24 protein-coding genes and 1 pseudogene are annotated in these 26,002 nt (G+C 72.1%); 12 read left to right on the top strand and 13 right to left on the bottom strand.

What is annotated here, in order from left to right; genetic code table 11:
* Positions 1-15: 15 nt before the first annotated feature.
* Together RLT58_RS09025 and RLT58_RS09020 are read right to left on the bottom strand one after the other, a co-directional pair.
* Positions 16-1,131, bottom strand: coding sequence for a PP2C family protein-serine/threonine phosphatase (locus tag RLT58_RS09025; RefSeq protein WP_311309888.1), 1,116 nt, complete (start codon positions 1,129-1,131; stop codon positions 16-18).
* Between the two features lie 125 nt (positions 1,132-1,256).
* The gene (locus RLT58_RS09020) at positions 1,257-1,877 is read right to left on the bottom strand and encodes a dihydrofolate reductase family protein (RefSeq protein ID WP_311309887.1); all 621 of its coding nucleotides are present in this window, start codon (positions 1,875-1,877) and stop codon (positions 1,257-1,259) included.
* Between the two features lie 295 nt (positions 1,878-2,172).
* Between RLT58_RS09020 and recA the strand changes: the two genes are divergently transcribed.
* A complete protein-coding gene (gene recA, locus RLT58_RS09015; RefSeq protein ID WP_311309886.1) occupies positions 2,173-3,294 on the top strand; it encodes a recombinase RecA in 1,122 nt (373 codons plus the stop codon).
* A 3-nt stretch (positions 3,295-3,297) separates the two neighbouring features.
* The gene (recX, locus tag RLT58_RS09010) at positions 3,298-4,044 is read left to right on the top strand and encodes a recombination regulator RecX (RefSeq protein ID WP_311309885.1); all 747 of its coding nucleotides are present in this window, start codon (positions 3,298-3,300) and stop codon (positions 4,042-4,044) included.
* 95 nt (positions 4,045-4,139) lie between these two features.
* On the opposite strand, the gene RLT58_RS09005 is transcribed toward recX, so the two are convergent.
* The gene (locus tag RLT58_RS09005; RefSeq protein ID WP_311309884.1) at positions 4,140-4,781 is read right to left on the bottom strand and encodes a DUF6197 family protein; all 642 of its coding nucleotides are present in this window, start codon (positions 4,779-4,781) and stop codon (positions 4,140-4,142) included.
* A 286-nt stretch (positions 4,782-5,067) separates the two neighbouring features.
* Here RLT58_RS09005 and RLT58_RS09000 point away from each other — a divergent pair, with 286 nt between their 5' ends.
* Positions 5,068-5,787 carry an ArsR/SmtB family transcription factor gene (locus RLT58_RS09000; RefSeq protein WP_311309883.1) on the top strand — a complete coding sequence of 240 codons (720 nt, stop codon included), beginning with the start codon at positions 5,068-5,070 and terminating at the stop codon, positions 5,785-5,787.
* A pseudogene (locus RLT58_RS08995) lies at positions 5,784-8,365 on the top strand (FtsX-like permease family protein). Before RLT58_RS09000 ends, RLT58_RS08995 begins: the two are co-directional and overlap by 4 nt.
* A gap of 75 nt (positions 8,366-8,440) precedes the next feature.
* Here the strand turns inward: RLT58_RS08995 and RLT58_RS08990 are convergent.
* The 8 genes from RLT58_RS08990 to RLT58_RS08955 all read right to left on the bottom strand — a co-directional run bounded on the left by RLT58_RS08990 (position 8,441) and on the right by RLT58_RS08955 (position 14,783).
* On the bottom strand, positions 8,441-8,848 hold the full coding sequence (locus RLT58_RS08990; RefSeq protein ID WP_311309882.1) for a rhodanese-like domain-containing protein: 408 nt from the start codon (positions 8,846-8,848) through the stop codon (positions 8,441-8,443).
* Complete coding sequence (locus tag RLT58_RS08985; protein ID WP_311309881.1) at positions 8,845-9,387, bottom strand: cupin domain-containing protein; 543 nt, start codon at positions 9,385-9,387, stop codon at positions 8,845-8,847. Before RLT58_RS08985 ends, RLT58_RS08990 begins: the two co-directional genes overlap by 4 nt.
* A gap of 72 nt (positions 9,388-9,459) precedes the next feature.
* Positions 9,460-9,546: a putative leader peptide gene (locus RLT58_RS36090; RefSeq protein WP_311307652.1), complete on the bottom strand. Its 87-nt coding sequence runs from the start codon at positions 9,544-9,546 to the stop codon at positions 9,460-9,462.
* Between the two features lie 32 nt (positions 9,547-9,578).
* A complete protein-coding gene (locus RLT58_RS08975) occupies positions 9,579-11,192 on the bottom strand; it encodes an FAD-dependent monooxygenase (protein WP_311309880.1) in 1,614 nt (537 codons plus the stop codon).
* A gap of 242 nt (positions 11,193-11,434) precedes the next feature.
* The gene (locus tag RLT58_RS08970) at positions 11,435-12,346 is read right to left on the bottom strand and encodes an amino acid ABC transporter permease (protein ID WP_311309879.1); all 912 of its coding nucleotides are present in this window, start codon (positions 12,344-12,346) and stop codon (positions 11,435-11,437) included.
* A complete protein-coding gene (locus RLT58_RS08965) occupies positions 12,343-13,008 on the bottom strand; it encodes an amino acid ABC transporter permease (RefSeq protein ID WP_311309878.1) in 666 nt (221 codons plus the stop codon). The genes RLT58_RS08970 and RLT58_RS08965 overlap by 4 nt, the downstream gene beginning before the upstream one ends.
* Before the next feature lie 74 nt (positions 13,009-13,082).
* Complete coding sequence (locus RLT58_RS08960) at positions 13,083-13,925, bottom strand: glutamate ABC transporter substrate-binding protein (RefSeq protein WP_311309877.1); 843 nt, start codon at positions 13,923-13,925, stop codon at positions 13,083-13,085.
* Positions 13,926-13,994: 69 nt separating this feature from the next.
* Positions 13,995-14,783: an amino acid ABC transporter ATP-binding protein gene (locus RLT58_RS08955; protein WP_311309876.1), complete on the bottom strand. Its 789-nt coding sequence runs from the start codon at positions 14,781-14,783 to the stop codon at positions 13,995-13,997.
* Between the two features lie 352 nt (positions 14,784-15,135).
* On the opposite strand from RLT58_RS08955, the gene RLT58_RS08950 reads away from it, so the two are divergent.
* Together RLT58_RS08950 and RLT58_RS08945 are read left to right on the top strand one after the other, a co-directional pair.
* Positions 15,136-15,828 (top strand): response regulator transcription factor, encoded by a 693-nt coding sequence (locus RLT58_RS08950; RefSeq protein WP_311309875.1) that lies wholly within the window; start codon positions 15,136-15,138, stop codon positions 15,826-15,828.
* A gap of 15 nt (positions 15,829-15,843) precedes the next feature.
* Positions 15,844-17,238, top strand: a complete 1,395-nt coding sequence (locus RLT58_RS08945) for a sensor histidine kinase (protein WP_311309874.1) — start codon at positions 15,844-15,846, stop codon at positions 17,236-17,238.
* A gap of 6 nt (positions 17,239-17,244) precedes the next feature.
* On the opposite strand, the gene RLT58_RS08940 is transcribed toward RLT58_RS08945, so the two are convergent.
* Positions 17,245-18,243, bottom strand: a complete 999-nt coding sequence (locus tag RLT58_RS08940; RefSeq protein ID WP_311309873.1) for a TAXI family TRAP transporter solute-binding subunit — start codon at positions 18,241-18,243, stop codon at positions 17,245-17,247.
* A gap of 123 nt (positions 18,244-18,366) precedes the next feature.
* Between RLT58_RS08940 and miaB the strand changes: the two genes are divergently transcribed.
* Both miaB and RLT58_RS08930 read left to right on the top strand, forming a co-directional pair.
* Complete coding sequence (gene miaB, locus RLT58_RS08935) at positions 18,367-19,887, top strand: tRNA (N6-isopentenyl adenosine(37)-C2)-methylthiotransferase MiaB (RefSeq protein ID WP_311309872.1); 1,521 nt, start codon at positions 18,367-18,369, stop codon at positions 19,885-19,887.
* A gap of 56 nt (positions 19,888-19,943) precedes the next feature.
* Complete coding sequence (locus RLT58_RS08930) at positions 19,944-20,657, top strand: class III extradiol dioxygenase subunit B-like domain-containing protein (protein WP_311309871.1); 714 nt, start codon at positions 19,944-19,946, stop codon at positions 20,655-20,657.
* Between the two features lie 61 nt (positions 20,658-20,718).
* Here RLT58_RS08930 and RLT58_RS08925 read toward each other — a convergent pair whose 3' ends face one another.
* Positions 20,719-20,973 (bottom strand): antitoxin, encoded by a 255-nt coding sequence (locus tag RLT58_RS08925; RefSeq protein ID WP_311309870.1) that lies wholly within the window; start codon positions 20,971-20,973, stop codon positions 20,719-20,721.
* Between the two features lie 196 nt (positions 20,974-21,169).
* Between RLT58_RS08925 and miaA the strand changes: the two genes are divergently transcribed.
* The 4 genes from miaA (at position 21,170) to RLT58_RS08905 (ending at position 25,922) form a co-directional block, all read left to right on the top strand.
* Positions 21,170-22,108: a tRNA (adenosine(37)-N6)-dimethylallyltransferase MiaA gene (miaA, locus tag RLT58_RS08920; RefSeq protein ID WP_311309869.1), complete on the top strand. Its 939-nt coding sequence runs from the start codon at positions 21,170-21,172 to the stop codon at positions 22,106-22,108.
* A 104-nt stretch (positions 22,109-22,212) separates the two neighbouring features.
* Positions 22,213-22,650: a hypothetical protein gene (locus RLT58_RS08915; protein WP_311314448.1), complete on the top strand. Its 438-nt coding sequence runs from the start codon at positions 22,213-22,215 to the stop codon at positions 22,648-22,650.
* 70 nt (positions 22,651-22,720) lie between these two features.
* Positions 22,721-23,593: a diaminopimelate epimerase gene (gene dapF, locus RLT58_RS08910; protein ID WP_311309868.1), complete on the top strand. Its 873-nt coding sequence runs from the start codon at positions 22,721-22,723 to the stop codon at positions 23,591-23,593.
* Positions 23,594-23,795: 202 nt separating this feature from the next.
* Positions 23,796-25,922, top strand: coding sequence for a RelA/SpoT family protein (locus RLT58_RS08905; RefSeq protein ID WP_311309867.1), 2,127 nt, complete (start codon positions 23,796-23,798; stop codon positions 25,920-25,922).
* The last annotated feature ends 80 nt before the right edge of the window (positions 25,923-26,002 follow it).

Genomic DNA, 26,002 nt, shown 5'->3' with positions numbered 1-26,002 from the left:
CGGCCGGGCCGGTGATCAGGCCCCGGGCGCGGCGGGGCGGTGCAGGGCGATGACGGCGGCGTCGTCGTCCAGGTGTCCGCCGACGTGGTGCAGCAGGTCGCGCCGGAGGCGGTGGAGGAAGGCGTCGGGGTCGGTCTCGGTCCAGCCGGTGATGCGCTCGCTGAGCGGGTAGAACGTGCCGCCGGGGTCACGCGCCTCGGTGACCCCGTCCGTGTGCAGCAGCAGAAGGTCTCCCGGCTCGAACGGGAAGCTGTCCACGTGGTAGCGCGGACGGGCCAGTTCGCCCAGGCCCAGCGGCGGCGCGGGGTGGCGGGCCTCCACCGTCGTCGGGCGGCCGTCGCGCAGGACGACCGGTGGCGGGTGCCCGCAGACGATCATCTCGACCCGGCCGTCCCGGTCGGGGATGTCCAGGACGGTGGCGGTGATGAAGGTCTCGCCCGAGCGATCCGTCTCGCCCGGCTCCATCAGGTCCCAGCAGACGCTTCCGTCGAGATAGGTCACCAGCTCGCCCAGGCTCGCCTGGCGGTGGGCCGCGGCGCGGAACGCGCCGAGCAGCAGGGCGGCGTCACCGACCGCCGTCATCCCCTTGCCCCGCACGTCGCCGACGATCAGCCGGGTACCGAAGGCGGTACGCGCCGCCGCGTACAGGTCCCCGCCGATCTGGGCCTCGGCCTCGGCGGCGAGATACAGCGAGGCGACGCGCAGCGGTCCGAGCCGCTTGGGCAGCGGCCGCAGGACGACCCGCTGGGCCGCCTCGGAGACGTACCGCACCTGTGTCAGCTCCCTGGCACGCCGGTCGCGCAGCACGCAGAAGACCACCAGGCTCGCGCCGACCAGCACCAGGGCGGCGATCTGTGCCTGGTGGTTGGCCGAGAGCAGGTGGTCCGTGTCGCGCAGCAGTCCTATAACCGTCTGCGCGACCACCGCCAGTGCGGCCACCAGCCCCACCGTGCGGGGCCCGCCGAACGACGCCGTGATCGCCGGGGCGGCGACCAGCAGCGGCCCCAGATGGATGTCGGGCGGCGCGAGGACGTCGATCACGGACACCGCGACGATCCACGCGATCGGGACGGCGACCCACCCATGGCCCGCTCGCACCGACCGGCGGAGTCCTGCGAGGCGCTGCGACATGACTCCTCTCTACACCGCCCCTGCCGGGCTCGCACCGGCAGCGCGGGGCAGGGTGTCCTGTGTCATCGAACTGCGAGTCCGTGCCACCGGACCTTGAGCGGTAGTCGTGGGTGGCACCGCCCTTCTCAGGACCGCATGCGATAGGTCACGTGTGTGACCGAGTTCGCTGCTCGCGACTCCACCTGTTCAAGGTTCAGCGGCGGCACGCCGGCGAACAGCCGCGTACCGGCGCCGAGCGTGAACGGGACAATGTGCAGCCGCAGCTCGTCGATCAAGCCGGCGGCGAGGTACTGGTTGACGGTGGTCGCGCCCCCGTGGATCGATACGTTGCGGCCCTCCGCCGCCTCGCGGGCCTGCCGCAGCGCGGATTCAATGCCGTCGGTGACGAAGTGGAAGGTGGTGCCGCCGTCCATCGGTTGTGGGTCGCGCGCGTGGTGGGTGAGCACGAAGACCGGTGCGTGATACGGCGGATTGTCGCCCCACCATCCCTTCCACTGGCGATCCCATGCGCCGCGTACGGGGCCGAACATGTTGCGCCCCATGATGAAGGCGCCGACCACCGTCAGCCGGTCGAGCTCGGCCTGCCGCTGCTCCGGGGTTTCGAACATCCAGGAGTGCAGTCTGTCGCCCCAGCCATCGCCGGCGTCGTCGCCGAACGGGCGCTGCTCGGTCTGGTGGAGCCCGGCCGAGTACCCGTCGACGGAGATCGAGAGGTCGCAGGTCACCTTGCCCGAATGTTCGTTCACTGAGCCGTCCTCCTGGTGGCGGCCTTCCGTCGCCTTCGCGGTGAGCCGTCTGTTACCGGGGTGGACCGTTCCGGGCCCGCAAACTCATCGCCCGGCCGCAGGGTGCGCGGCGGGGCGGCGTGGTGCGCTTGACACCAAAATCGAACATCCATTCTCATGGGATTCAGGCCGGGTTTTTCCCGGGCTCGACCGTGGAGTTGTCCACAGGCCGGCAGGACGTCGAGGCCCATTGTCAGTGGCAGGGGTTAGCGTCTTTGACGTGAAGCGATCGACTCAAGCAAATCGGGTGGAACCCATGGCAGGAACCGACCGCGAGAAGGCGCTGGACGCCGCACTCGCACAGATTGAACGGCAATTCGGCAAGGGCGCGGTGATGCGCCTCGGCGAGCGGCCGAACGAGCCCATCGAGGTGATTCCCACCGGGTCCACCGCGCTCGACGTCGCGCTCGGCGTCGGCGGTCTGCCGCGCGGCCGCGTGGTGGAGGTGTACGGACCGGAGTCCTCCGGCAAGACGACGCTGACGCTGCACGCCGTGGCGAACGCACAGAAGCTCGGCGGCTCGGTGGCCTTCATCGACGCGGAGCACGCACTCGACCCCGAGTACGCGAAGAAGCTCGGCGTCGACATCGACAACCTCATCCTGTCCCAGCCGGACAACGGTGAGCAGGCCCTTGAGATCGTGGACATGCTGGTCCGCTCGGGCGCCCTCGACCTGATCGTCATCGACTCCGTCGCGGCGCTCGTGCCGCGCGCGGAGATCGAGGGCGAGATGGGCGACTCGCACGTGGGTCTGCAGGCCCGCCTGATGAGCCAGGCGCTCCGCAAGATCACCAGCGCGCTCAACCAGTCCAAGACTACCGCGATCTTCATCAACCAGCTCCGCGAGAAGATCGGCGTGATGTTCGGCTCGCCGGAGACCACCACCGGTGGGCGCGCGCTGAAGTTCTACGCCTCGGTCCGCCTCGACATCCGCCGGATCGAGACGCTCAAGGACGGCACCGACGCGGTCGGCAACCGCACCCGCGTCAAGGTCGTCAAGAACAAGGTCGCACCGCCCTTCAAGCAGGCCGAGTTCGACATCCTCTACGGCCAGGGCATCAGCCGCGAGGGCGGTCTGATCGACATGGGCGTGGAGCACGGCTTCGTCCGCAAGGCCGGCGCCTGGTACACGTACGAGGGCGACCAGCTCGGCCAGGGCAAGGAGAACGCCCGCAACTTCCTCAAGGACAACCCCGACCTCGCCAACGAGATCGAGAAGAAGATCCTGGAGAAGCTGGGCGTCGGCGTCCGGCCCGAGGAGACGCCCGCAGAGCCCGCTGCGGACGCGGCGGCGGCCCCGGCCGACGGCGCGGCGAAGTCGGTGCCCGCTCCGGCCGGCAAGGCGAAGCCGGCCAAGGCGGCGGCGGCCAAGAGCTAGCCCGTGACGCGTCGTACGGAGTGGCCGGGCAGCGCCGCCGACCCCGGCGCGGGCCCCGGCCCCGAATTCGCCGCCGGACACCCGGCCGGATCCGACACCGAATCCGACCTCGCGCACGAGCCGGGCACCCGGCCCGGCCGTCGCGCAGGCTCGGGCGCCGGATTCGGCGAGGGAGGGGGAGGACGCCGCTCCCGCTCCCGGTCCCGAGACAGCGGTTCCCCCTCCTCGTCGAGGGCCGAGAAGGGGGAGCCGCGAGACCCGGTCGAGCAGGCGCGCAACATCTGCCTGCGGCTGCTCACCGGGACTCCGCAGACCCGCAAACAGCTCGCGGACGCCCTGCGCAAGCGGGAGATCCCGGACGAGGCGGCCGAAGAAGTGCTGTCGCGCTTCGAGGAGGTCGGGCTGATCGACGACGCCGCGTTCGCCGGTGCCTGGGTGGAGTCCCGGCACCACGCCCGGGGACTCGCCCGCCGCGCCCTCGTCCGTGAGCTGCGGACCAAGGGCGTGGACGCGACGGTGATCGACGATGCCGTCGGGCAGCTCGACTCCGAGCAGGAGGAGGAGACCGCGCGGGAGCTCGTCGCACGCAAGCTCCGGTCCACCCGGGGCCTGGACCGCGACAAGCGGCTGCGCCGCCTCGCGGGCATGCTGGCCCGCAAGGGATACGGGGAGGGCATGGCCCTGCGCGTGGTGCGGCGGGCGCTCGAGGAGGAGGGCGAGGACACAGAGGGGCTGGACGACCCGTTCTGAGGGGGCGGGAGGGGGGAGAGGACAAGGCCGACGGGGGCAGGGGAGAAGCGGCGCGGTGGCCGGGGGGTCCGCCCGTCGCGGCCCGGTCGTGGTCGTTACTGGCCGGCGCGCGCGGCCCGGGTGATGGTGGCGTCGATCAGGGCGAGGGCGTCCTCGGCGGTGCGGCCCGGCTGCCGGTTCCACGGTCCGATCAGCCCGGTCCAGCCCTGGGAGCGGAGTTCGGCGATCATCCAGGCGCCGGCCCGGTCGACGGTGTGCACCGAGCCGTAGCCCAGGCGGTGCGCGGTGAGCATGGCACCGCAGACGCAGCGTGCGCCCCTGACGTCGCGGAGCCGGTACGGGGTGTTCTGCCACCCCCACTCGGTCAGGATCCGCCGTGCGTGGGCGAGATGGACGGACGGCCGCACCTCCGGCCGGCCGATGCGACGCCAGGCGTGGAGCCGGTCGGGCAGCACCGCGCCGAGACGTCCGGGGAGGGGCCGTTCGCGGGGTGATGCGGGGGGCAGCGCGCGCACGGCGTCGGCGATCAGCTGGTCCACCGGGACGGACAGCAGGGCGCGCCAGTCGGCCGGGGGAGCGGGGGCTGCCCGAGGTGCGGGCGCGGGGGCGACGGGGCGGGCCGGTTCCGGGACGGTGAGGTCCCAGCCCGTGACGATCCGCTGCCAGGCCTCCGTGTCATGGAGGCGTGCGGCCTGGGCGTCGAGGTCGTCGGGGGTGAGGGCGGCGGTGGTCGGCATCGGTGCGGGCTCCCCGTCATAGCGGCCGCCACAGCTGTGGCAGCGGTAGCGGCGCTCGTGACAGTCGCGGTCATGACGGTCACGGCCGTCACTGCGGTCACTTCGGTCCTTGGCGTTGAGGCGAATGTCCGTCCGGCGGGCGGATCGCTCCACCGGAGCGAGGCCATACGGGTGTGTCGCGACGGATCGGGCCGGGAAGCGCCCGCCGTACGGGGGACAACCCCCGTACGAAGACGCCGGAATGCTCCAGTGCACAGACATCTGTGCACAGAGCAGGGTGTGACGCATGCCCAAGAAGCCCGGTGGTAACAAGCTCGGACCCGAGACCGGCGTCGGGACCGGCACCCGCACGCGTACCGACAACGGCGCCGAGACGCGTAGCGAGACCGGCACCCGCACGCGTACCGAGATCACGGAGCTGGACGCCCTCAAGGCGCTCGCCCAGCCGCGACGTCAGCAGATCCTTCAGCACCTGACCCTGCACGGGCCCGCCACGTCCGCGATCCTCGCCCGGGCCCTGGACCTGAACACCGGGGCGACCAGCTACCACCTGCGTGAGCTGGCCCGGTTCGGCTTCGTGGCCGACGCCGTGCCGCCGGAGCCGGATGTGCGCCGGGCCAGGTGGTGGCGGGCCGTTCCCGGTGACCGCCGCTTCCCGCCGCCGTCGCGCAGGACACCCGAACTGCGGCTCGTCATGGCCGAGCTGAACCGTCATGCCTACGCCGCCGACCTCGCCCTCTTCGAGCAGCTCCAACGGGAGAGCGAGGAGGCGCCGGACGGCGGGAGCCCCGACGAGTGGGCCGACGGACACGCGTACTCGCGCGGTGAGCTGCGGCTGACGCTCCCCGAACTCCGCGCGTTCTTCGAGGAGTACATCGCCCTCATGAACCGCTACAAGCGCCCCGGGGCCGAGACCCCGCCGGGCGCCCGCACGGTCCACACCCGCCTGCTCGCGTTCCCGGGCCCGGGCACTCCCACGACGACAGAGACGGATGACGCGTCATGATGCTGCGCTATGCCCTGCGGACGGTCCGGCACCGCAAGGCGGGGTTCCTCGGGGCGCTGCTCGCCCTCATGTGTGCCGCCGCCCTGGTCACCGCCTGCGGCACCCTCCTGGAGACCGGACTGCGCGGACGGATCGCCACCGAGCGGTACGCGGCGGCCCCGCTCCTCGTCTCCGCCGACCAGAACGTCCACCGGACAACGGTCAAGCACAAGGGCAACGGCAAGACGAAGACCAAGCACAAGGCGAAGCCCGTCGCCGAACGGGCCTGGCTCCCGGCCGCCACCGCCGACCGGATCCGTACCCTGCCGGGCGTACGCGAGGTCGTCCCCGAACTGACCTTCCTCGCCCAGCCGACCGGCCTCCCGGGCCCTCACGGAGGCGACGACCGGACCCCCTCCTACGGACACGCGTGGGAGTCCGCCCCGCTCACACCCTTCGCCCTGACCTCGGGCCGGGCCCCCGCGTCGGCCGACGACGTCGTGATCGACCGGGCCCTCGCCGAGCGCGCCGGTCTCGCCACGGGCGACCGGATCGCCGTGCAGTCGACCCAGGCCCCCCGCACCTACCGCGTCAGCGGCATCGCGGCCCCCGAAGGCCGGGGCGAAGGCCCGGGCGAGGACCGGGGCGCACTGCGGCAGCAGACCTCGCTGTTCTTCTCCGCGGCCGAGGCCACGCGCCTGGCCGACCGCGCGGGACAGGTTGCCGCGCTCGGTGTACTGCCCCGGCCCGGTACGGGCCTCGGCCGGCTGAAGCAGCAGGTCACCGAGGCACTCAAGGGCACCACGGCTCAGGTGACCACGGGCGACGGGCGCGGCCCGGTCGAGTTCCTGGACGCGGCCGGTGCCCGGGTCAAGCTGGTCTCGATGGGCGGGGCCATGGGCGGCACCTCGCTGCTGGTCGCGGTCCTCGTCGTCGTCGGGACGTTCGCGCTCTCCATCCAGCAGCGCCACCGCGAGCTGGCCCTGCTCCGTACCGTCGCCGCCACCTCACGGCAGATCCGCCGTCTGCTGGGCCGCGAGGCCCTGGTCGTCGGCGCCGTCGCCGGAGTCCTGGGCGCGCTCGCCGGACTGCCTCTCTCCGCCTGGCTGCACAGCCGGTTCATCGAGCTGGGGGTGGTTCCGGCGACCCTGGAGCGGACGGCCGGCATCCTCCCCGCCTGCGCCGCCCTCGCCGTCACCCTCCTCGGCGCCTGGGCCGCCGCCCGGATCTCGGGCCGCCGTATCGCCCGGCTCCGGCCGGCCGAGGCCATGGCCGAGTCCGCGGTCGAGCGCCGCCGCCCGGCCCGGGGGCGGGTCCTGGCCGGACTGGTGCTGCTCATCGGCGGCGGGGTGCTCGTCGCCGTGCTGAGCATCCTGCGCACCGAAGCCGCCTCGACACCGGTCACCTTCCTCGCCGTGGTGGTACTGGCCACGGCGGTGTCGCTGCTGGGGCCGCTCCTCGTCCGGGCGGCCGCCGCCCTCCTCGGCGTCGTACTCCGGCGGACGGGGCACATGGGCGCCCTGGCCACCGCGAACATTCGCGGAAACTCCACCCGGATGGCCTCCGTCGTCACCCCGCTCACCCTGCTCATCGGCATGACCTGCACGGTTCTCTTCCTCCAGCCGACCGTCGGCGACGCCGCCCGCGCCCAGGCCCAAGAGGGGATCCGCGCCGGCTGGGTGCTCGGCGCACAGGGTCCGGGCGTCCCCTCGGCGGCCACCGCCGCCGTCCGCGCGACGCCCGGCGTCACCGCCGCCACGGAGGTCGTCCGCACCACCGTCCGGGTCGGGCTCGACAAGTACCCCGCGCAGGGCGTCACCGGAGCCGGTCTCGCCCGCACCTGGGACCCCGAGGTGACGAGCGGTTCGCTCGCCGCTTTCGCCGGGGACGACCACTCCGCCGCGATCAGCGAACTTGCCGCCGACCGCCTCGGACTGCACCCCGGCAGCACGCTCTCACTGCACCTCGGCGACGGCACCCCTGCCACCGTCACCGTGGCCGCCGTCTATCGCCGGGGGCTGGGATTCGGCGACCTGACCCTGCCGCACGACCTGCTGGCGCGGCACATGGACAACCCGCTGGCCGCGACCGTCCTGGTCGCCGGTGACGCCAGCGGCGAAGAACTGACAGCGGCTGTAAGGAAGTTCCCCGGGATCTCCGTCATCGCCCCCGAGGAGGCGGACCGGCTCGAGGCCGCACGTCAGCAGGAGAACGCCGAGGTCAACCTGCTCGTCATGGGCCTGGTCCTCGCCTTCACCGCCATCGCGGTCGTCAACACGCTCGCCATGTCGGTCTCCGAGCGGTTCCGGGAGTTCGCCCTTCTGCGGCTGGCCGGGGCGACCCGCCGTCAGGTACTGCGGATGCTCCGCATCGAGACCCTGTCGGTGCTGGTCGTCGCCGCCGTCCTCGGCACCGGGATCGCGCTGGCCGTACTGACCGCCTTCAGCATCGGGATGACGGGGGCGCCGCGCCCGTAGTCGTCCCGCTGGTGTACGGGACCGTGCTGGGCGTGGCCGCTCTGCTCGGCCTGATCGCGACGGCGCTGCCCGGCCGGCTGGCCCTGAAGACCCGCGCGGTGGAGGCCGTCACGAGCAGGTGACCGGGGCCCGGGGCCGGCAGGACTCACGGCGGCAGGGAGCCCGGTGGCCAGGGCTCCCTGCCTGTGCCGCCCCCGTCAGGCGACGGGGAGCCCCGCCGCGCGCCAGGCCTGGAAGCCGCCGATCAGGTCCGTCGCCCGGTACAGCCCGAGCCGGTGCAGCGACTCGGCGGCCAGGCTCGATGCGTAACCCTCGTTGCAGATGACCACCACCCGCAGGTCGTGGCTCACGGCCTGCGGGGCGCGGTGGCTGCCCTGCGGGTCGAGCCGCCACTCCAGCTCATTGCGTTCGACGACCAGCGCCCCCGGGATCAGCCCGTCGCGCTCGCGCAGTTCCGCGTAGCGGATGTCGACGAGCAGGGCCCCCTCGGCGGCCGCCGCCCGGGCCTCCTGCGGGCCCAGCCGCTCGTAGCCGGCCCTCACCCGCTCCAGCAGCTCGTCGATCCCGACCGGGCCGCCGTCCTTCTCGCTCGGTCCGTCGCTCACTGCCAGTCCTCCGGGCGTTCGGTCTGCTCCAGCCGGAGCACCGCGCCGGTGCGGCTGTAGCGGCGGATCTGCGGCAGCGGCGGGTAGTACGCGTGGACGGAGACGGCGTGCTCGGTGGGGGACTCGTTCAGCACCTCGTGGACGTGGTGCCGGCCGAAGGCCCTGCCCTGACCGGGCGTCAGCTCCCTTGTCCGGTCGATGTCCTCGTTCAGTTCCAGGGTCTTCCAGCCGTCGGTGGGCAGCCGGGCCGCGAGCGAGTGCTCCCGGAGCGTGCCGGACGCGGTGAGGAAGGCGCCGATCGACTCGGCGTGGTCGTGCCAGCCCGTTCCGGTGCCGGGCGGCCAGCCGATCAGCCAGGCCTCACTGCCGCCGGGCCCGTCGAGCCGGATCCACGTACGGCCCTCGGGGTCTAGGGGGAGCGAGGCGATGAGTTCGGTGTCCGACGCGGTACGGCGGACGAAGTCGAGCAGCTCCGCAGCCGTGGGGCCCGAATCGGACGTGCGTACGGGTGCGGGAAGAGAGGAGGGGGAGGCAGACACGGGGACCGTCCTGAGAGTTCGCGCGGACGCCCGCCGTACGGCACAGCGCACGGCGGAGCAGGAGAAGGCGATTCAGCAGGACGGGCGACACACGCAGCCCGCATAGCGGAGGAGGTCCATATGGACCCTCCGCCACAGGCGCACATCGGTGTCGGTCATGCTCGGGAGTAGACCATGTGCGCCTGCGTCGGTCAATTGATGTCCGCGGTCCGGTCGGAGCGCGCGGAGGTGAGAACGGGGCCGCCGCGCGCCGCGTCCGCCGCCGCCCGCAGCTCCGCGGGCCGCACCCCGGCGAACGACTCGACGAGATGGCCGTCCGGCCTGACCAGCAGAACCGTGTGCGCGGAGGCGCCCGGATAGCTCTCGGTCACCAGCAGTTCGGCCTTCACCGGCAGGGCCGCGACCGCCTCGACCAGCCGGGGCATGACTCCGGCGCGCATCCAGTGCCGCCGGTCCCATACTCCGGTTCCGGGCGCGACGAGCACTACCAGCAGATGCCCCTGACCCAGCCGCTCGCGCAGCCGCACCGGGGTGCCGTCCGGCGCGGTGACCCGTACATCGGCGACCGGCGCACCCGGGGGCGTACCGACGGCGATGTGCGCCTCGGCGCGTGGGGGCGCAAGGGGAGAGTGGGAGTAGGAAGGGGGCGCACCGAGGGGGCCACACCCCAGATGGCCGTCGGACAGCAGAGAGTCGTGCCCCCGTGCGCTCCCCGGGACCAGGGTCCGCAGCCCCCCGCCGCCCCGCAGTATCGGCAGCGACTGGTCGGCGGCGCGCAGCCGCGAGGCGACGGCGGCCCGGCGCTCGGCCTGGTAGCTGTCGAGGAGCACGTCGGACGCGCCGTGGTGCCAGGCCAGGGCCAGCTTCCAGGCCAGGTTCTCGGCGTCCCGCAGCCCCTCGTCCAGCCCCTGGGTGCCCAGGGCCCCCAGCAGATGCGCGGCGTCCCCGGCCAGGAAGGCCCGCTTCACCCGCCACCGCCGGGCGAGCCGGTGGTGGAGCGTGTAGACACCGGTGTCCAGCAGCTCGTACGGGGGTGTGTCGCCGCACCAGCCCGCCAGGGTGTCCCGGACCCGGGCCACGAGGGCGTCCGGTGTGACCAGCTCGCCGCGGGCCGGCAGCAGCCAGTCCAGCCGCCAGACGTCGTCCGGCAGCGGCCGCGCGGTCACCTCGGCGCCACCGGTGCGCCAGGGCGGCTGCCGGTGCAGTACGGCCTCGCCGGGCCAGGGCAGCTCGGTGCGCAGAGCGGCCACGGCGTGCCGCTCCACCGCCGTACGCCCCGGGAAGCGGATGTCCAGGAGCTTGCGCACGGTGGACCGGGCCCCGTCGCAGCCGACCAGGTAACTCCCGCGCCACCAGGTCGAACCGGGCTCCCTGGTGTGCACGGTCACCCCGGCCGGGTCCTGCTCCAGCGTGTCGATCCGGCTCAGCCGGGCCGTCTGCACCAGCTCCTGCGCGGCCACGGCGTCCCGCAGCCCCCGCACCAGGGTGTGCTGCGGCACATGGACGGGCGCGGACGGCTCACCGCTGCCGGGAGCGGCCTCGCCGAGCGGCAGCGCCCGTACCAGCTGCCTGCGGCGCACGGAACGCCAGCCGGTCCAGCGCAGCCCCTCGTCGTGGAGGGTCTTGCAGCCGAGCCGTTCCACCAGGGCGGCGGTGTCCTCGCGCAGCACCACCGTGCGAGCGGGACGGACCTCGTCCTTGCCCGGATCCTCGTCGAGCAGCACGGAGGGCACGCCCTGGGCCGCGAGGGCGAGCGACAGCACCAGGCCGACCGGCCCGGCACCGACGACGATCACCGGGTCCACGGCGCGGCCCCCCCAACGTGTGCGGCAGGACGCGAGGAGGCGCACGAGCGGAGCCGGCGGGCCGGGGAGGCCCACGCGGTGGGGGACGGCGGCGGAGGGGGCGCGGCGGCGGAGGGGGCTGGGTGCGCGATCACAGAACGTATGCAACCTACTGCCGGTGCTTGCGTCAAGTGACACCGGAACGCGGCGAGGGGCGGTGGCAGATGTGCCACCGCCCCTCGCGGACGTCGTTCGACGAGCCGTCAGACGGCGCGCCCGTCATCACTGTTGAGCGACGGCGCACCGATCGTCTCCAGGCCGCCCCCCGGCCCGGTGGTGACGACCGCGCCGGTGCTCTTCTTCCCGCGCCGGAGCCACCGCTCCAGCCAGCTCGCGAAGGAGGTGAGCGCGAAGTTCACCGCGAGGTAGATCACCGCGATGATGGTGAAGCAGGCGATGGTGTTCGCCCCGTAGTTCGCGGCCATCGGCCGGACCGACGCCAGCAGCTCGGGGAAGCTGAGCACCGCGCCACCGAGTGCGGTGTCCTTCACGATCACCACGAGCTGGCTGACGATCGCGGGAAGCATGGCGGTGACGGCCTGCGGCAGCAGCACGAAGATCATGGTCTGACCCTTGCGCATGCCGATCGCCTTGGCCGCGTCCGTCTGCCCCGAAGGGAGCGTCAGGATGCCGGCCCGCACGATCTCGGCGAGCACCGAGGCGTTGTAGAGCACCAGACCCGTGATCACGGCGTACAGCAGACGGGTGTCCGGGTCGAGCTCGGTGTACTCGTAGTAGGCCTGGTTCGCGATGAGCATCAGGACCAGCACCGGAATGGCCCGGAAGAACTCCACGACCACCCCGGCCGGCATCCGCACCCACCGGTGGTCCGAGAGCCGGCCGATCCCGAACAGCGCGCCCACCGGCAGCGCGATGATCAGGGCGAAGAACGCCGCCTTGACCATGTTCTGGAAGCCGGGCCAGATGTACGTCTCCCAGGGCTGGGAGCTGGTGAAGAACGGCTTCCACTTCACCCAGTCGAGCTGGTGCTTGGAGGCGAGGCCGTCGTACACCCACCACACCACGGCCGCCGCGGCGAGGACGAACAGCACCGTGTACAGGACATTGCGCCGCTTGGCACGCGGCCCCTGGGCGTCATAGAGGACGGAACTCATCGCTTCACCGCCACCTTCTTGCTCACCCAGCCGAGGATGAGGCCGGTCGGGAGGGTCAGGACGATGAAGCCGAACGCGAAGACCGCGGAGATCAGGAGCAGCTGCGCCTCCTTCTCGATCATGCCCTTCATCAGGTACGACGCTTCGGCGACACCGATCGCGGAGGCGACGGTGGTGTTCTTCGTCAGAGCGATCAGCACGTTGGACAGCGGATTGACCACCGACCGGAACGCCTGCGGAAGGATGATCAGCCGCAGCACCTGGATGAAGCTGAGACCGAGGGCACGTGCCGCCTCGGCCTGGCCGACGGGAACGGTGTTGATGCCGGAACGCAGCGCCTCGCACACGAAGGACGAGGTGTAGACGACCAGAGAGAGCACCGCGAGCCGGAAGTTGATGCTCGTGAAGTCACTGCCGCCGAGCTTGACGTTGAGCGTCGAGAACAGGCCCAGTGAGGAGAACATAATGACCACGGTCAGCGGAATGTTCCGGACCACGTTCACATAGCCGGTCGCGAAACCGCGCATCAGGGGGACCGGGCTGACCTTCATGCCGGCCAGCAGTGTTCCCCATATGAGGGAGCCGAGGGCGGAGCAGACGGTGAGTTGCACCGTCACCCAGAAGGCCCCCAGCAGGTCGTAACCATCAAGAAAGTCGAACACGATCTCCCGCGCTTCCGCGTGTAGGAGGGCACGGCGCGCCGCCCTCAGTGGCGGCGCGCCCGGTCAGCCCTGCTTCACTTGACGACGTTGCCGATCTTCGGGGCGGGCTCGTTCTTGTAGTTCGCCGGGCCGAAGTTGGCCTTCACGGCCTTCTCCCACGAACCGTCCGAGACCATCTTGGTCAGGGCGTCGTTGATCTTCTTCTTGAGGTCGGCGTCGCCCTTCTTCAGGCCGATGCCGTAGTTCTCGTTGGTCATCTTGAAGCCGGCCAGCTTGAACTTGCCCTTGTTGACGTCCTGCGAGGCGTAGCCGGCCAGGATGCTGTCGTCGGTGGTCAGCGCGTCGACGGCCTTGTTCTCCAGGCCGGTCAGGCACTCCGAGTAGCCGCCGTACTCCTGGAGGTCCGCCTTGGGGGCCAGCTTGTCGTGGACGTTCTGCGCCGAGGTCGAGCCGGTGACCGAGCAGAGCTTCTTGTTGTTCAGGTCCTCGGGGGCCTTGATCGTGTTGTCGTCCGCGCGGACCAGGATGTCCTGGTGGGCGAGGAGGTACGGGCCCGCGAAGTCGACCTTCTGCAGACGCTCGTCGTTGATCGAGTAGGAGGCGGCGATGAACTTCACGTCACCGCGCTCGATCGACGTCTCGCGGTCGGCGCTCTTGGTCTCCTTGAACTCGATGTCCTTGGCGTCGTAGCCCAGTTCCTTGGCGACGTACGTGGCGACATCGACGTCGAAGCCGGTGTACTTGCCGTCCGGGGTCTTCAGCCCGATACCCGGCTGGTCGATCTTGATACCGATCGTGATCTTCTTGCCGCCGCCCGACCCGGCCGAGTCGTCCTTGTCGTCGGATCCACAGGCGGTGGCGGTCAGGGTGAGAGCGAGCACGGCGGCCGAGGCGGCGGTGACCTTACGAAGCTGCATGGTGAAATTCCCTAGAGTTGACGCGATGTGAGTGATCAGCCGGCCCGGGGACCGGCGCTGAAGGCTCCATCAGTGGTGAAGGATCTTCGACAGGAAGTCCTTGGCCCGGTCACTGCGCGGGTTGCTGAAGAACTGGTCCGGCGTGGCCTCTTCGACGATCTTTCCGTCCGCCATGAAGACGACCCGGTTCGCCGCGGAGCGGGCGAAGCCCATCTCGTGGGTGACCACGACCATGGTCATGCCCTCGCGGGCGAGCTGCTGCATGACCTCCAGCACCTCGTTGATCATCTCCGGGTCGAGCGCGGAGGTCGGCTCGTCGAAGAGCATGACCTTCGGGTCCATCGCCAACGCCCGTGCGATCGCCACACGCTGCTGCTGGCCGCCGGAGAGCTGGGAGGGGTACTTGTCGGCCTGGGTCGCGACCCCCACCCGGTCGAGCAGCGAACGCGCCTTGTCCTCGGCCGCCTGCTTGTCCGTCTTGCGGACCTTCAGCTGGCCGAGCATCACGTTCTCGAGCACCGTCTTGTGGGCGAAGAGATTGAACGACTGGAACACCATGCCGACATCGGCACGCAGCCGAGCCAGCTCCTTGCCCTCCTGGGGCAGCGGCTTCCCGTCGATCGAGATCGCGCCCGAGTCGATCGTCTCCAAGCGGTTGATCGTGCGGCACAGCGTGGACTTCCCGGACCCGGAGGGCCCGATGACGACCACGACCTCGCCACGGGCGATCGTCAGGTCGATGTCCTGGAGCACATGCAGCGCGCCGAAGTGCTTGTTGACGTTGCTCAGCACGACCAGGTCGCCGCCGGGCGCGGGTGCAGCGTCCTCGGCGCCCTTGGTCACTGAAACTCCGCTCATCGGCTTCTTGCTCCGTCCTCCTCGGTTGGGAAGGACCTTAGTGACGCAGTGCTACCAGCGTCATTACATCTGAGCGGAAATTGAGCATAACGATCCGGCGGCAACCGGACACTCCGCGTGAACGGGACGCCTTGCCGAACCCCCGGGGCGTACCGGGTGCATAACGGAAACCTGGATGCAACGGGCGGGCACTTGACTGGCCCACCGGTCATCGGAGTGGATGCCCTGGTACACCCTGACGTGAAACGCCCCGGTACGGGGAAGCAACGGAGGGCGTACGGGACCGCAGCGACCACGCACCGACCGCACCGACCGCACAAGACCGACCGCAGAACCTTCGGAGAGGGGGCCCATGAGACTGCTGCTCGTCGAGGACGACAACCACGTCGCCGCCGCCCTGTCCGCGATCCTGGCGCGCCACGGCTTCCAGGTCGTCCACGCCCGCAGCGGCGAGGAGGCCCTGCAGGCACTGCTGCCCACCGAGACGGAGCCCTTCGGCGTCGTGCTCCTCGATCTCGGGCTGCCCGACCAGGACGGGTACGAGGTGTGCGGGAAGATCCGCAAGCGCAGCTCCGTACCCGTGATCATGGTGACCGCGCGGGCCGACGTCCGCTCCCGGATCCACGGGCTCAACCTCGGCGCCGACGACTACGTGACCAAGCCGTACGACACCGGCGAGCTCCTCGCCCGCATCCACGCCGTCAGCCGGCGCAAGGCGAGCAACGAGGACACCGCGCCCACGCCCGTCGCCGCGCTGCGGCTGGGGCATGTGCACATCGAGCTGCCGACCCGCCGGGTCAGCGTCGACGGGAGCGAAGTCCAGCTCACCCGCAAGGAGTTCGACCTGCTCGCGCTCCTGGCCCAGCGGCCCGGAGTGGTGTTCCGCCGGGAGCAGATCATCAGCGAGGTGTGGCGCACGAGCTGGGAGGGCACGGGACGCACCCTGGAGGTGCACGTCGCCTCCCTGCGCTCAAAGCTGCGGCTGCCCGCACTGATCGAGACGGTGCGCGGGGTCGGTTACCGCCTCGTCTCGCCGTCCGCGTAAGGGCGTACGTTCCCGTTGCGTACCAGGCTGCTCCCTCTGCTCATCGTCCTCATGGCGAGCGTGCTGCTCGCGCTCGGCTTCCCGCTGGCCGTCAGTGTCGCGGGGGCCCGGCAGCAGAGCGTCGTGATCGACCGCATCGACGACACGGCACGCTTCGCCGCGCTCGCCCAGTTCATCACCGAGCGCACCCGCGGCTACGACGAACGGCGCCGCACGCTCCAGACCGAGCTGGAGACGTACAACTCCGTCTACGGCATCCGGGCCGGCGTCTTCTACCGCGACGACTCCGCCATGGCCAAGGCCCCGGCCGCCTGGCGGCTGCCGGTCGAGGGGGAGGGCCGGGAGGCGTTCAGCGAGGCGCTGCTCGGCCGGCGCAGCCACGACCCGCCACAGGTGTGGCCCTGGCAGGACGGCCGGGTCGTCGTCGCCTCGCCCGTCGTGCGGGACGGCGATGTGATCGCCGTCGTCGTCATCGACTCGCCCACCGGCCAGATGCGCGCCGAGATCCTGCGCGGCTGGCTGCTGATCGCTGCGGGCGAGGTGATCGCGATGCTGGTGGCCGTCGGCGCCGCGATCCGGCTCACCGGCTGGGTGCTGCTGCCGGTCCAGACGCTGGACGCGGCCGCCCACGACATCGCCAGCGGCCGGATGCGCTCCCGGGTCGCCGCGTCCGGCGGGCCCCCGGAACTCCGCCGCCTGGCCCGGTCGTTCAACGAGATGGCCGACAACGTCGAGGACGTGCTCGAACAGCAGCGGGCCTTCGTCGCCGACGCCTCCCACCAGTTGCGCAACCCGCTGGCCGCGCTGCTGCTGCGGATCGAGCTCCTCGCGCTCGAACTCCCCGAGGGCAACGAGGAGATCGCCTCGGTACGGACGGAGGGCAAGCGCCTGGGCCAGGTGCTGGACGACCTGCTCGACCTGGCACTCGCCGAGCACGCGGACGCCGACCTCCAGCTCACCGACATCGGCGCGCTCACCGCCGAACGCCTCGCCTCCTGGCGGCCGGTGGCCGAGGAGAAGGGCGTACGGCTCCGGGCGGACGGCAGCCCCGCCGTCACCGCCTGGGCGGACCCCATCGCCCTCTCCAGCGCGCTCGACGCCATCATCGACAACGCCCTCAAGTTCACCCCCGCCGACGAGGAGGTCCGGGTCACGGTCGCCTCCGGCCGGGAGTACGTCACCGTCGTCGTCGCGGACCGGGGCCCCGGCCTCACCGAGCAGGAGCTCGAACGGGTCGGCGACCGCTTCTGGCGCAGCTCCCAGCACCAGAACATCCACGGCTCGGGCCTCGGGCTCTCCATCTCCCAGGCGCTGCTCGCCGCGGGCGGCGGCTCGCTCGCCTACGACCGCAACGAGCCGAACGGGCTGCGCGTCACCGTCTCGGTACCGCGTCACGGGCCGCAGGGCTGAGCGCCGCTACGGCTTGACCGAGCGGTAGTAGCGCTTGGCGCCCTCGTGCAGTGGAAGCGGGTCCGTGTAGATCGCCGTCCGCAGGTCCACCAGCTGCGCGGCGTGCACCTCGCGCCCGATGCGGTCCCGGCTGTCGATCACGGTGCGGGTGAACGCCTCCGTCATCGCCGGGTCCGTGCGGTCCGTGGTCACCAGCACATTGGCGACCGCCACCGTCGGCACGGCCTGCCCCTGCTGCGCGTTGCGGTAGGCGTCGGCGGGCATCACGGCCGAGCGGTAGTAGCGGGTGGAGCCACCCGCCGACTGGAGCTGCTTGATGAGGGGGTCCTCCAGCGGCACCAGCCGGATCGCGAACCGCTCCGCGAGGTCCGCGACCGCGGTCGTCGGCAGCCCGCCCGACCAGAAGAACGCGTCGAGATCGCCGTCCTCCAGCAGCTTCGGCATGGTGTCGATCCCGACCGACACCGGCGTCACGTCGTGCAGGGGGTCCAGCCCGGCGGCCGTCATCAGCCGGTCCGCGACCAGCCGCACCCCGGAGCCCGGCTGCCCCACCGCGACCGTCTTGCCCCGCAGGTCCGCGACGCTGCGGATGTCCGCGTCCCGCTTCACGACCAGCTGGATGTAGTCGTCGTACAGCCGGACGCAGCCGCGCAGCCGATCGGCGCCCGGCTTCTTGTCCCGCAGATAGGTGGCGACGGCGTCGGTGGTGGCGATCGTGAAGTCCGCCTTGCCCGTCGCGACCCGGGCGATGTTCTGCTGCGAGCCCTCGCTCGTCTGCAGCTCTATCGACACCTTGGGCAGGTCCTTGGCGAGGGCGCCCTTCAGCCGCTCCCCGTAGCGCTGGTAGACGCCGCTGCGCACCCCCGTGCTGAACGACAGGGTGCCGGTCGGCGCCGGGTCGCCGAGCGGGAGCAGCCACCAGAGCAGCAGCCCGAGCACGACGACGAGGGCGGCGCCCGCCCGCAGGGAGCGGCGCCGGCCGATTCGGGAGAGTGCCGGGAGCATGGCGGCGATCCTGCCAGGTGGTTCCCGGCCATGGCCAGGGGCGCCCGCGGATATCCCGGCCGGTGGGACCGGTCCGGTGCCGCCCGCGGCGGGAGGTCTCCGTGCAGCGCCTACCCTTGTCGCATGAGCAGCGGCAACCGGAGCGAAGCAGTGGACGTCAGAAAAAGCTATGAGGTGCGCACCTACGGGTGCCAGATGAACGTCCACGACTCCGAGCGGCTGTCGGGACTCCTGGAGGACGCCGGCTACGTACGGGCGCCCGAGGGCTCCGACGGTGACGCCGACGTCGTCGTCTTCAACACCTGTGCGGTGCGGGAGAACGCCGACAACAAGCTCTACGGCAACCTCGGCCGGCTCGCCCCGATGAAGACGAAGCGCCCCGGGATGCAGATCGCCGTCGGAGGCTGCCTCGCCCAGAAGGACCGCGACACCATCGTCCAGCGGGCGCCCTGGGTCGACGTCGTCTTCGGTACGCACAACATCGGCAAGCTGCCCGTGCTGCTGGAGCGCGCCCGGATCCAGGAGGAGGCGCAGATCGAGATCGCCGAGTCCCTGGAGGCGTTCCCCTCCACGCTGCCCACCCGCCGCGAGTCCGCGTACGCAGCCTGGGTCTCCATCTCCGTGGGCTGCAACAACACCTGCACCTTCTGCATCGTCCCGGCCCTGCGCGGCAAGGAGAAGGACCGCCGCACCGGCGACATCCTGGCCGAGATCGAGGCCCTGGTCGCCGAGGGCGTCTCCGAGATCACCCTGCTCGGCCAGAACGTCAACGCGTACGGCTCCGACATCGGCGACCGCGAGGCGTTCTCCAAGCTGCTGCGCGCCTGCGGGAGGATCGAGGGCCTGGAGCGGGTCCGCTTCACCTCGCCGCACCCGCGCGACTTCACCGACGACGTCATCGCGGCCATGGCCGAGACGCCCAACGTGATGCCGCAGCTGCACATGCCGATGCAGTCCGGCTCGGACACGGTCCTCAAGGCCATGCGCCGCTCCTACCGGCAGGAACGCTTCCTCGGGATCATCGAGAAGGTGCGGGCCGCGATGCCCGACGCCGCGATCTCCACCGACATCATCGTCGGCTTCCCCGGCGAGACCGAGGAGGACTTCGAGCAGACCATGCACGCGGTCCGCGAGGCGCGCTTCGCCAACGCCTTCACCTTCCAGTACTCCAAGCGCCCCGGGACCCCCGCCGCCGACATGGACGGGCAGATCCCCAAGGAGGTCGTCCAGGAGCGCTACATGCGCCTGTCCGCCCTCCAGGAGGAGATCTCCTGGTCGGAGAACAAGAAGCAGGTCGGCCGCACCCTGGAGGTCATGGTCGCCGAGGGCGAGGGCCGCAAGGACGGTGCCACCCACCGCCTCTCCGGCCGCGCCCCCGACAACCGCCTCGTCCACTTCACCAAGCCGGACCAGGACGTTCGCCCGGGTGACGTGGTGACCGTCGAGATCACCTACGCCGCCCCGCACCACCTGCTCGCCGAGGGCGCGCCCGTCGCCGTGCGCCGCACCCGTTCGGGTGACGCCTGGGAGAAGCGCACCGCCGCTGCGGCCGCCAAGCCCGCCGGCGTCATGCTGGGGCTCCCCGGGATCGGCGCCCCCGCCCCGCTGCCCGCCGCCTCCGCCCCGGGCTGCGGCTGCGACTGACGGCCCCCGCCCGCCCGGCGGGGGAACGGCGGCCGGGCGGCAGTACGCTGCCGACCATGCTTGTCGCCGCCGCTGTCTGCCCCTGTCCGCCGCTGCTGGTCCCCGACGTCGCCGCCGGCGCCGCGCCCGAGCTCGACGCCGCGAGGACCGCGTGCACCGACGCCCTGGGCGTGCTCGCGGCCTCCCGGCCCGATCTGCTGATCGTGGTGGGCCCGGCGGACGCCGCCGGGCGCGGCCCGCACCCCGAGGGCGCCACCGGCGGCTTCCGGGAGTTCGGCGTCCCGCTGGATGTGCGGCTCGGACGGCATCCCGGCCCGGCGGCCGACCGGCCGCTCCCGCCGTCGCTCGCCGTCGGCGCCTGGCTGCTCGCCCGCACCGGATGGGCGGACGCCCCCGTCGAGGGGCTGGGCGTGGGGGAGCCGCTGGAGACCGCGCGCTGCACGGACGCCGGGCGCGCGCTGGCCGCCCGGGCGGACCGGGTGGCGCTCCTGGTGATGGGCGACGGCAGCGCCTGCCGCAGCCTCAAGGCACCTGGGTACCTCGACGAGCGGGCCGAGGCCTTCGACGCGGCTGCCGCGCGGGCGCTGGGCGCGGCGGACACGGCCGCGCTGACCGCGCTGGACGAGGCGCTCGCGTACGAACTCGCGGCCGCGGGCCGCGCGCCCTGGCAGGTGCTCGCGGGGGCGGCCGAGGGGGCGGGACTGGACGGCCGGCTGCTGTACGACGACGCGCCGTACGGCGTGGGCTACCTGGTCGCGGCCTGGTCCTGACGCACGACGGCCGCGGAGCGATGCCGCTCCGCGGCCGTCACGGTGTCCTGCCGGGCCGCTGTCAGGCGGCGGGCGGCGGGGTCCCCGGGGACGGAGGCGTGCCCTCGTCCTTCTGGGCCAGCCGGTCCACCGCGTCCTTCGCCTTCTGCGTACCGGTCACGATCTTGTCGCTGTACTTGCCCTTGGTCTTCTGGTCCACCGTTCGCGCGGCCTTCTCGAGCCCCTGGTCGATCTTGTCGCCGTGCTGCTGCGCGAGGTCGCTGACCTTGTCCTTCGCCGGGCTCAGCTTCGCCTTCAAATTGTCCATGAAGCCCATCGGACACCTTCTCTGCTCGGGGCCTGCGTGCACGTGGTCTCTCGGGTTCCGCTACCCGCCGCGCCGCCGCGCACTCTTCCGGCCACGACATCTGCGGCCGGACAGGGCCGGAAGCGGAACTGTGAGAAATCACCCATATGTACTGACCAGTTTACGGGTGACTCCGCGTTGACGCTCCGTTTGCGAGACTGTGCCGGTGAGAAGTCCAGCTCCCGCACCGCGGGTCATCGCCGTCGTCGGTCCCACCGCAGCAGGAAAGTCCGATCTGGGGGTGTTCCTCGCTCAGCAGCTCGGGGGCGAAGTGGTCAACGCCGACTCCATGCAGCTCTACCGGGGCATGGACATCGGCACCGCCAAGCTGACGCTCGCCGAGCGTGCGTCCGTGCCGCACCACCTGCTGGACATCTGGGACGTCACCGAGACCGCCAGCGTCGCCGAGTACCAGCGCCTGGCCCGCGCGGAGATCGACCGGCTGCTCGCCGCAGGCCGTACCCCCGTCCTGGTGGGCGGCTCGGGGCTGTACGTGAAGGGCGCGATCGACGCCCTGGAGTTCCCCGGTACGGACCCCGGGGTGCGGGCCGCGCTGGAGGCGGAGCTCGCCGAGCACGGCTCAGGGGCGCTGCACGAGCGGCTCGCCGCCGCCGACCCGGAGGCCGGCCGCGCGATCCTGCCGAGCAACGGCCGCCGCATCGTCAGGGCCCTGGAGGTCATCGAGATCACCGGGAAGCCCTTCACCGCAAATCTGCCGGGGGACGACGCGGTATACGACGCCGTGCAGATCGGCGTCGACGTGGCCCGGCCCGAACTCGACGAGCGCATCGCCCGGCGCGTCGACCGCATGTGGGAGGCCGGCCTCGTGGACGAGGTGCGCGCCCTGGAGGCGAGCGGCCTGCGGGAGGGGCGCACCGCCTCCCGGGCGCTCGGCTATCAGCAGGTGCTCGCCGCACTGGCCGGAGAGTGCGGCGAGGACGAGGCGCGCGCCGAGACCGTGCGCGCCACCAAGCGCTTCGCACGCCGCCAGGACTCCTGGTTCCGCCGCGACCCGCGCGTCCACTGGCTCAGCGGTGCCGAAGATCACCGGGGGGAACTCCCGGGCCTGGCGCTGGCGTTGGTCGAACGAGCGGTTACAGCCTGATCACGTGATGGCATCGGGACGCTCCGCCCGTCATTTCGGCGACCTGGGGCGTGCCATCATCGAGCATCGATCGACTGGAGTCCGAGTTGGGAGGGCGCGTGGCGATGGAGGCCGGCCCTCGCGACACGGAACAAGACGCACCGGACACACAGCACGAGGCAGGGAGCCTGAGCCCCGACGGGCCCGACGAGCTCGACGTGACCCCCGAGGTCGAGGTCGAGCTGCGCCCCGCCCGCCGGCTGCGCATCTGGCAGCTCGCCCCCATCGTCACGCTCGCCGCGGTGGGATCGCTGATGTTCGCCTTCCCGCTCGCCTTCGAGTTCGGCGACGGCGGCGCGGTCGTCGCCATGCTGGGACTGCTGATCAGCTGCTGCGCCGCCGGCTGGGGCATGATGGCCGCCCGCCGCGTCGGGACCACCTGGCCCGGACTGCCGTCCCGGGGCTCCGGGGAGCGCCCCGACTGGCGCGTGATCGCCCTGTACGCCTCGGTGAGCGCGGTCCTGGTGGCGCTGGCCGTCTGGCGCGTGGCGCGCCTGCGCTGACGGACCGGGCCCCGGTCCGTACGGCGGGCCGGTTCGCGGTGCTGTCGGCGCGGCCTCGTACAGTTGTCCCGTGACCACCTCGCAGATCGCCTTCCTCAAGGGCCACGGCACGGAGAACGACTTCGTGATCGTTCCCGACCCGGACAACGCCCTGGACCTGCCCGCGTCCGCCGTCGCCGCGCTGTGCGACCGCCGGGCCGGCATCGGCGGCGACGGACTGCTGCACGTCGTGCGGTCGGCCGCGCACCCCGAGGCGCGCGCCCTGGCGGACGAGGCCGAGTGGTTCATGGACTACCGCAACGCCGACGGCTCGGTCGCCGAGATGTGCGGCAACGGCGTACGGGTCTTCGCCCGCTATCTGCAGCGCGCCGGGCACGCCCGGGCGGGCGACCTCGCGGTCGCCACCCGAGGCGGCGTGAAGAAGGTGCACCTCGCCAAGAACGGCGACGTCACCGTCTCCATGGGCCGCGCCCTGCTCCCCTGCGACGGCGTCACGGTCACCGTCGACGACCGCAGCTGGCCCGCCCGCAACGTGAACATGGGCAATCCGCACGCGGTCGCCTTCGTGGAGGACCTGGACCACGCCGGCGATCTGTACGCCGAGCCCGCCTTCGGGCCGGCCGCCGTCTACCCCGACGGGGTCAACATCGAATTCGTCGTGGACCGCGGGCCCCGACATGTCGCGATGCGGGTCCACGAGCGCGGCTCGGGCGAGACCCGCTCCTGCGGCACGGGTGCCTGCGCGGTCGCCGTCGCCGCGGCCCGCCGGGACGGGGCGGACCCGGCGGTGACCGGCGCGCCGGTCACGTACACCGTCGATCTGCCGGGCGGCACCCTCGCCGTCACCGAGCACCCGGACGGTGAGATCGAGATGACCGGGGCGGCCGTGATCGTCGCCGAGGGTGTCCTCGACCCGGCCTGGCTCGACGCGCTCGGCGGATAGCGCCGCCCGTCCGGAGCTCTACGGGGCGCGCACACCGCCATGATCCAAACGGGGGGTCACGGCGCTTCGCTCGAATGGGTGATCCGTTTCACGCTGGGCGAGAGCGGGACTCCGCCACGTGGTGGGGTCGGTAGCATCAAGCACCGGCCCGGAGGCGCGACCGCACCTCCCCACCGCCGGTCGACGTTGCCGGAGGTGCCCCATGAGCGCAGAGGCCACCAACCCAGGTGCCCCCATCCGCAGGCGGGGCCGTCCCCGGATCGATCTCCGCAGGCTCGGCCGGGTCGCCCTGCTCGGCCCGGTCTCCCGGGACCGGCTGCCCGACGCCATCGCCCATGTCGCCGAGGCGCACCGGGCCCACCATCCCGACGCCGACCTCTCCGTCCTGCGCCGTGCCTATGTCCTCGCCGAGAGCTCGCACCGCGGCCAGATGCGCAAGAGCGGCGAGCCCTACATCACCCACCCGCTCGCCGTCACGCTCATCCTCGCCGAACTGGGCGCCGAGACCACCACCCTGACCGCGTCCCTGCTCCACGACACGGTCGAGGACACCGAGGTGACGCTCGATCAGGTCCGGGAGCAGTTCGGCGAGGAGGTCTGCTACCTCGTCGACGGCGTCACCAAGCTGGAGAAGGTCGACTACGGCGCCGCTGCCGAACCGGAGACCTTCCGCAAGATGCTCGTGGCCACCGGCGACGACGTCCGCGTCATGTCGATCAAGCTTGCCGACCGGCTGCACAACATGCGCACCCTCGGCGTGATGCGCCCCGAGAAGCAGGCCAGGATCGCCAAGGTCACCCGTGACGTGCTCATCCCCCTCGCGGAACGGCTCGGAGTCCAGGCGCTCAAGACCGAGCTGGAGGACCTCGTCTTCGCGATCCTCCACCCCGAGGAGTACGCCCACACCCAGGCCGTGATCTCCGCCGCCGCAGGCGCCTCGGACCCGCTCACGGCCATCGCCGGACAGGTCTCCTCGGTGCTGCGGGAGGCCGGCATCCCGGCCGAGGTCGCCGTCAGACCGCGACACTTCGTCTCCGTGCACCGCGTCCGCATCAAACGCGGCGAACTGCGCGGCAGCGACTTCGGACGCCTGCTGGTGCTCGTCGGCGAGGACGCCGACTGCTATGCCGTCCTCGGCGAGCTCCACACCTGCTTCACCCCGGTGATCAGCGAGTTCAAGGACTTCATCGCCGCACCCAAGTTCAACCTGTACCAGTCGCTGCACACCGCGGTCGTCGGCCCCGACGGCGAGGTCGCCGAGGTCCTGATCCGCACCCACCGCATGCACAAGGTCGCCGAGGCCGGTGTCATCGCCCTCGGCAATCCCTACGCCGCCGACAGCGGGGCACAGAGCGCCGAGCCCGCCGACGGCGAACGCGCGGACCCGACCCGGCCCGGCTGGCTCTCCCGCCTCCTCCAGTGGCAGCAGTCCGCCCCCGACCCCGACACCTTCTGGACCACCCTGCGCGCCGACCTCGCCCAGGACCGCGAGATCACCGTCTTCCGCACCGACGGCGGCACGCTCGGCCTGCCCGCGGGCGCCAGCTGCGTCGACGCGGCCTACGCCCAGTACGGCGACGCGGCCCACAGCTGCATCGGCGCCCGGGTGAACGGCCGGCTGGCCACCCTCAGCACCGTCCTCGGCGACGGCGACACCGTCCAGCTGCTGCTGGCCGAGGACGCCGCGTCCGGCCCCTCGCCCGACTGGCTCGACCATGCGCGGACGCCCGCCGCCCGCATCGCCATCACCGGCTGGCTCGACGCCCATCCCCAGGACGCGGAGGACGCCCGCACGGGCCAGGACGCCGACCGGGAGCCCGGCCCCCAGCCCGCCCAGCCGGCCAGGACCGGACAGGCGTCGCCGGCCGGCCGCACGGCGAGCGCCGTGGTCGAACAGCCGGACGCCACCGTCCGGCTCGCGGGCTGCTGCACCCCCGTACCCCCCGACGACGTCACCGGATTCACCGTGCGCGGCGGCGCCGCCGTCACCGTGCACCGCCTCGAATGTCCCCAGGTGGCCCGCATGGAGGCCGTCGGCCGGGTGCCCGTCGCGGTCAGCTGGGGCGACGCGGTCGCCTGCCGGGTGACCCTGGTCGCGGAGTCCTTCGGCAGGCCCCGGCTGCTGGCCGACCTCACCGAGGCGATCGCCGGGGCGGACGCGGCGGTCGTCTCCGCCACCGTCGAACCCCCCAGCGAACAGCGCGTACGGCACACCTACACCCTGCAACTCCCCGACGCGGCAGGGCTGCCCGCGCTGATGCGCGCCATGCGCGACGTACCGGGCGTCTACGACGTCAGCCGCGCCCAGCACCCGGCCGCCGCACTCTGATCCGCCTGCCGCCCTCGGCCGGGGCGGATCTCGTTCGGGTGGCGCGGCGCGCGCCGCCCCCGGCGGGCGGGGCCGCGCTG

It is taken from the genome of Streptomyces sp. ITFR-16 (assembly GCF_031844705.1).
Classification (GTDB): domain Bacteria; phylum Actinomycetota; class Actinomycetes; order Streptomycetales; family Streptomycetaceae; genus Streptomyces.
Note: the sequence above shows the minus strand (reverse complement) of the source record. Positions and strands in the feature narration are given on the sequence as shown.

Coding starts and splice junctions, on each gene's coding strand:
- RLT58_RS08905 (WP_311309867.1), top strand. CDS start 23,796: ATGAGCGCAGAGGCCACCAACCCAGGTGCCCCCATCCGCAGGCGGGGC.
- RLT58_RS08960 (WP_311309877.1), bottom strand. CDS start 13,925: ATGCAGCTTCGTAAGGTCACCGCCGCCTCGGCCGCCGTGCTCGCTCTC.
- RLT58_RS08955 (WP_311309876.1), bottom strand. CDS start 14,783: ATGAGCGGAGTTTCAGTGACCAAGGGCGCCGAGGACGCTGCACCCGCG.
- RLT58_RS08930 (WP_311309871.1), top strand. CDS start 19,944: ATGCTTGTCGCCGCCGCTGTCTGCCCCTGTCCGCCGCTGCTGGTCCCC.
- RLT58_RS08970 (WP_311309879.1), bottom strand. CDS start 12,346: ATGAGTTCCGTCCTCTATGACGCCCAGGGGCCGCGTGCCAAGCGGCGC.
- miaB (WP_311309872.1), top strand. CDS start 18,367: ATGAGCAGCGGCAACCGGAGCGAAGCAGTGGACGTCAGAAAAAGCTAT.
- RLT58_RS08925 (WP_311309870.1), bottom strand. CDS start 20,973: ATGGGCTTCATGGACAATTTGAAGGCGAAGCTGAGCCCGGCGAAGGAC.
- recA (WP_311309886.1), top strand. CDS start 2,173: ATGGCAGGAACCGACCGCGAGAAGGCGCTGGACGCCGCACTCGCACAG.
- RLT58_RS36090 (WP_311307652.1), bottom strand. CDS start 9,546: ATGACCGACACCGATGTGCGCCTGTGGCGGAGGGTCCATATGGACCTC.
- RLT58_RS08940 (WP_311309873.1), bottom strand. CDS start 18,243: ATGCTCCCGGCACTCTCCCGAATCGGCCGGCGCCGCTCCCTGCGGGCG.
- RLT58_RS08950 (WP_311309875.1), top strand. CDS start 15,136: ATGAGACTGCTGCTCGTCGAGGACGACAACCACGTCGCCGCCGCCCTG.
- RLT58_RS08915 (WP_311314448.1), top strand. CDS start 22,213: ATGGAGGCCGGCCCTCGCGACACGGAACAAGACGCACCGGACACACAG.
- RLT58_RS09000 (WP_311309883.1), top strand. CDS start 5,068: ATGCCCAAGAAGCCCGGTGGTAACAAGCTCGGACCCGAGACCGGCGTC.
- RLT58_RS09025 (WP_311309888.1), bottom strand. CDS start 1,131: ATGTCGCAGCGCCTCGCAGGACTCCGCCGGTCGGTGCGAGCGGGCCAT.
- RLT58_RS09005 (WP_311309884.1), bottom strand. CDS start 4,781: ATGCCGACCACCGCCGCCCTCACCCCCGACGACCTCGACGCCCAGGCC.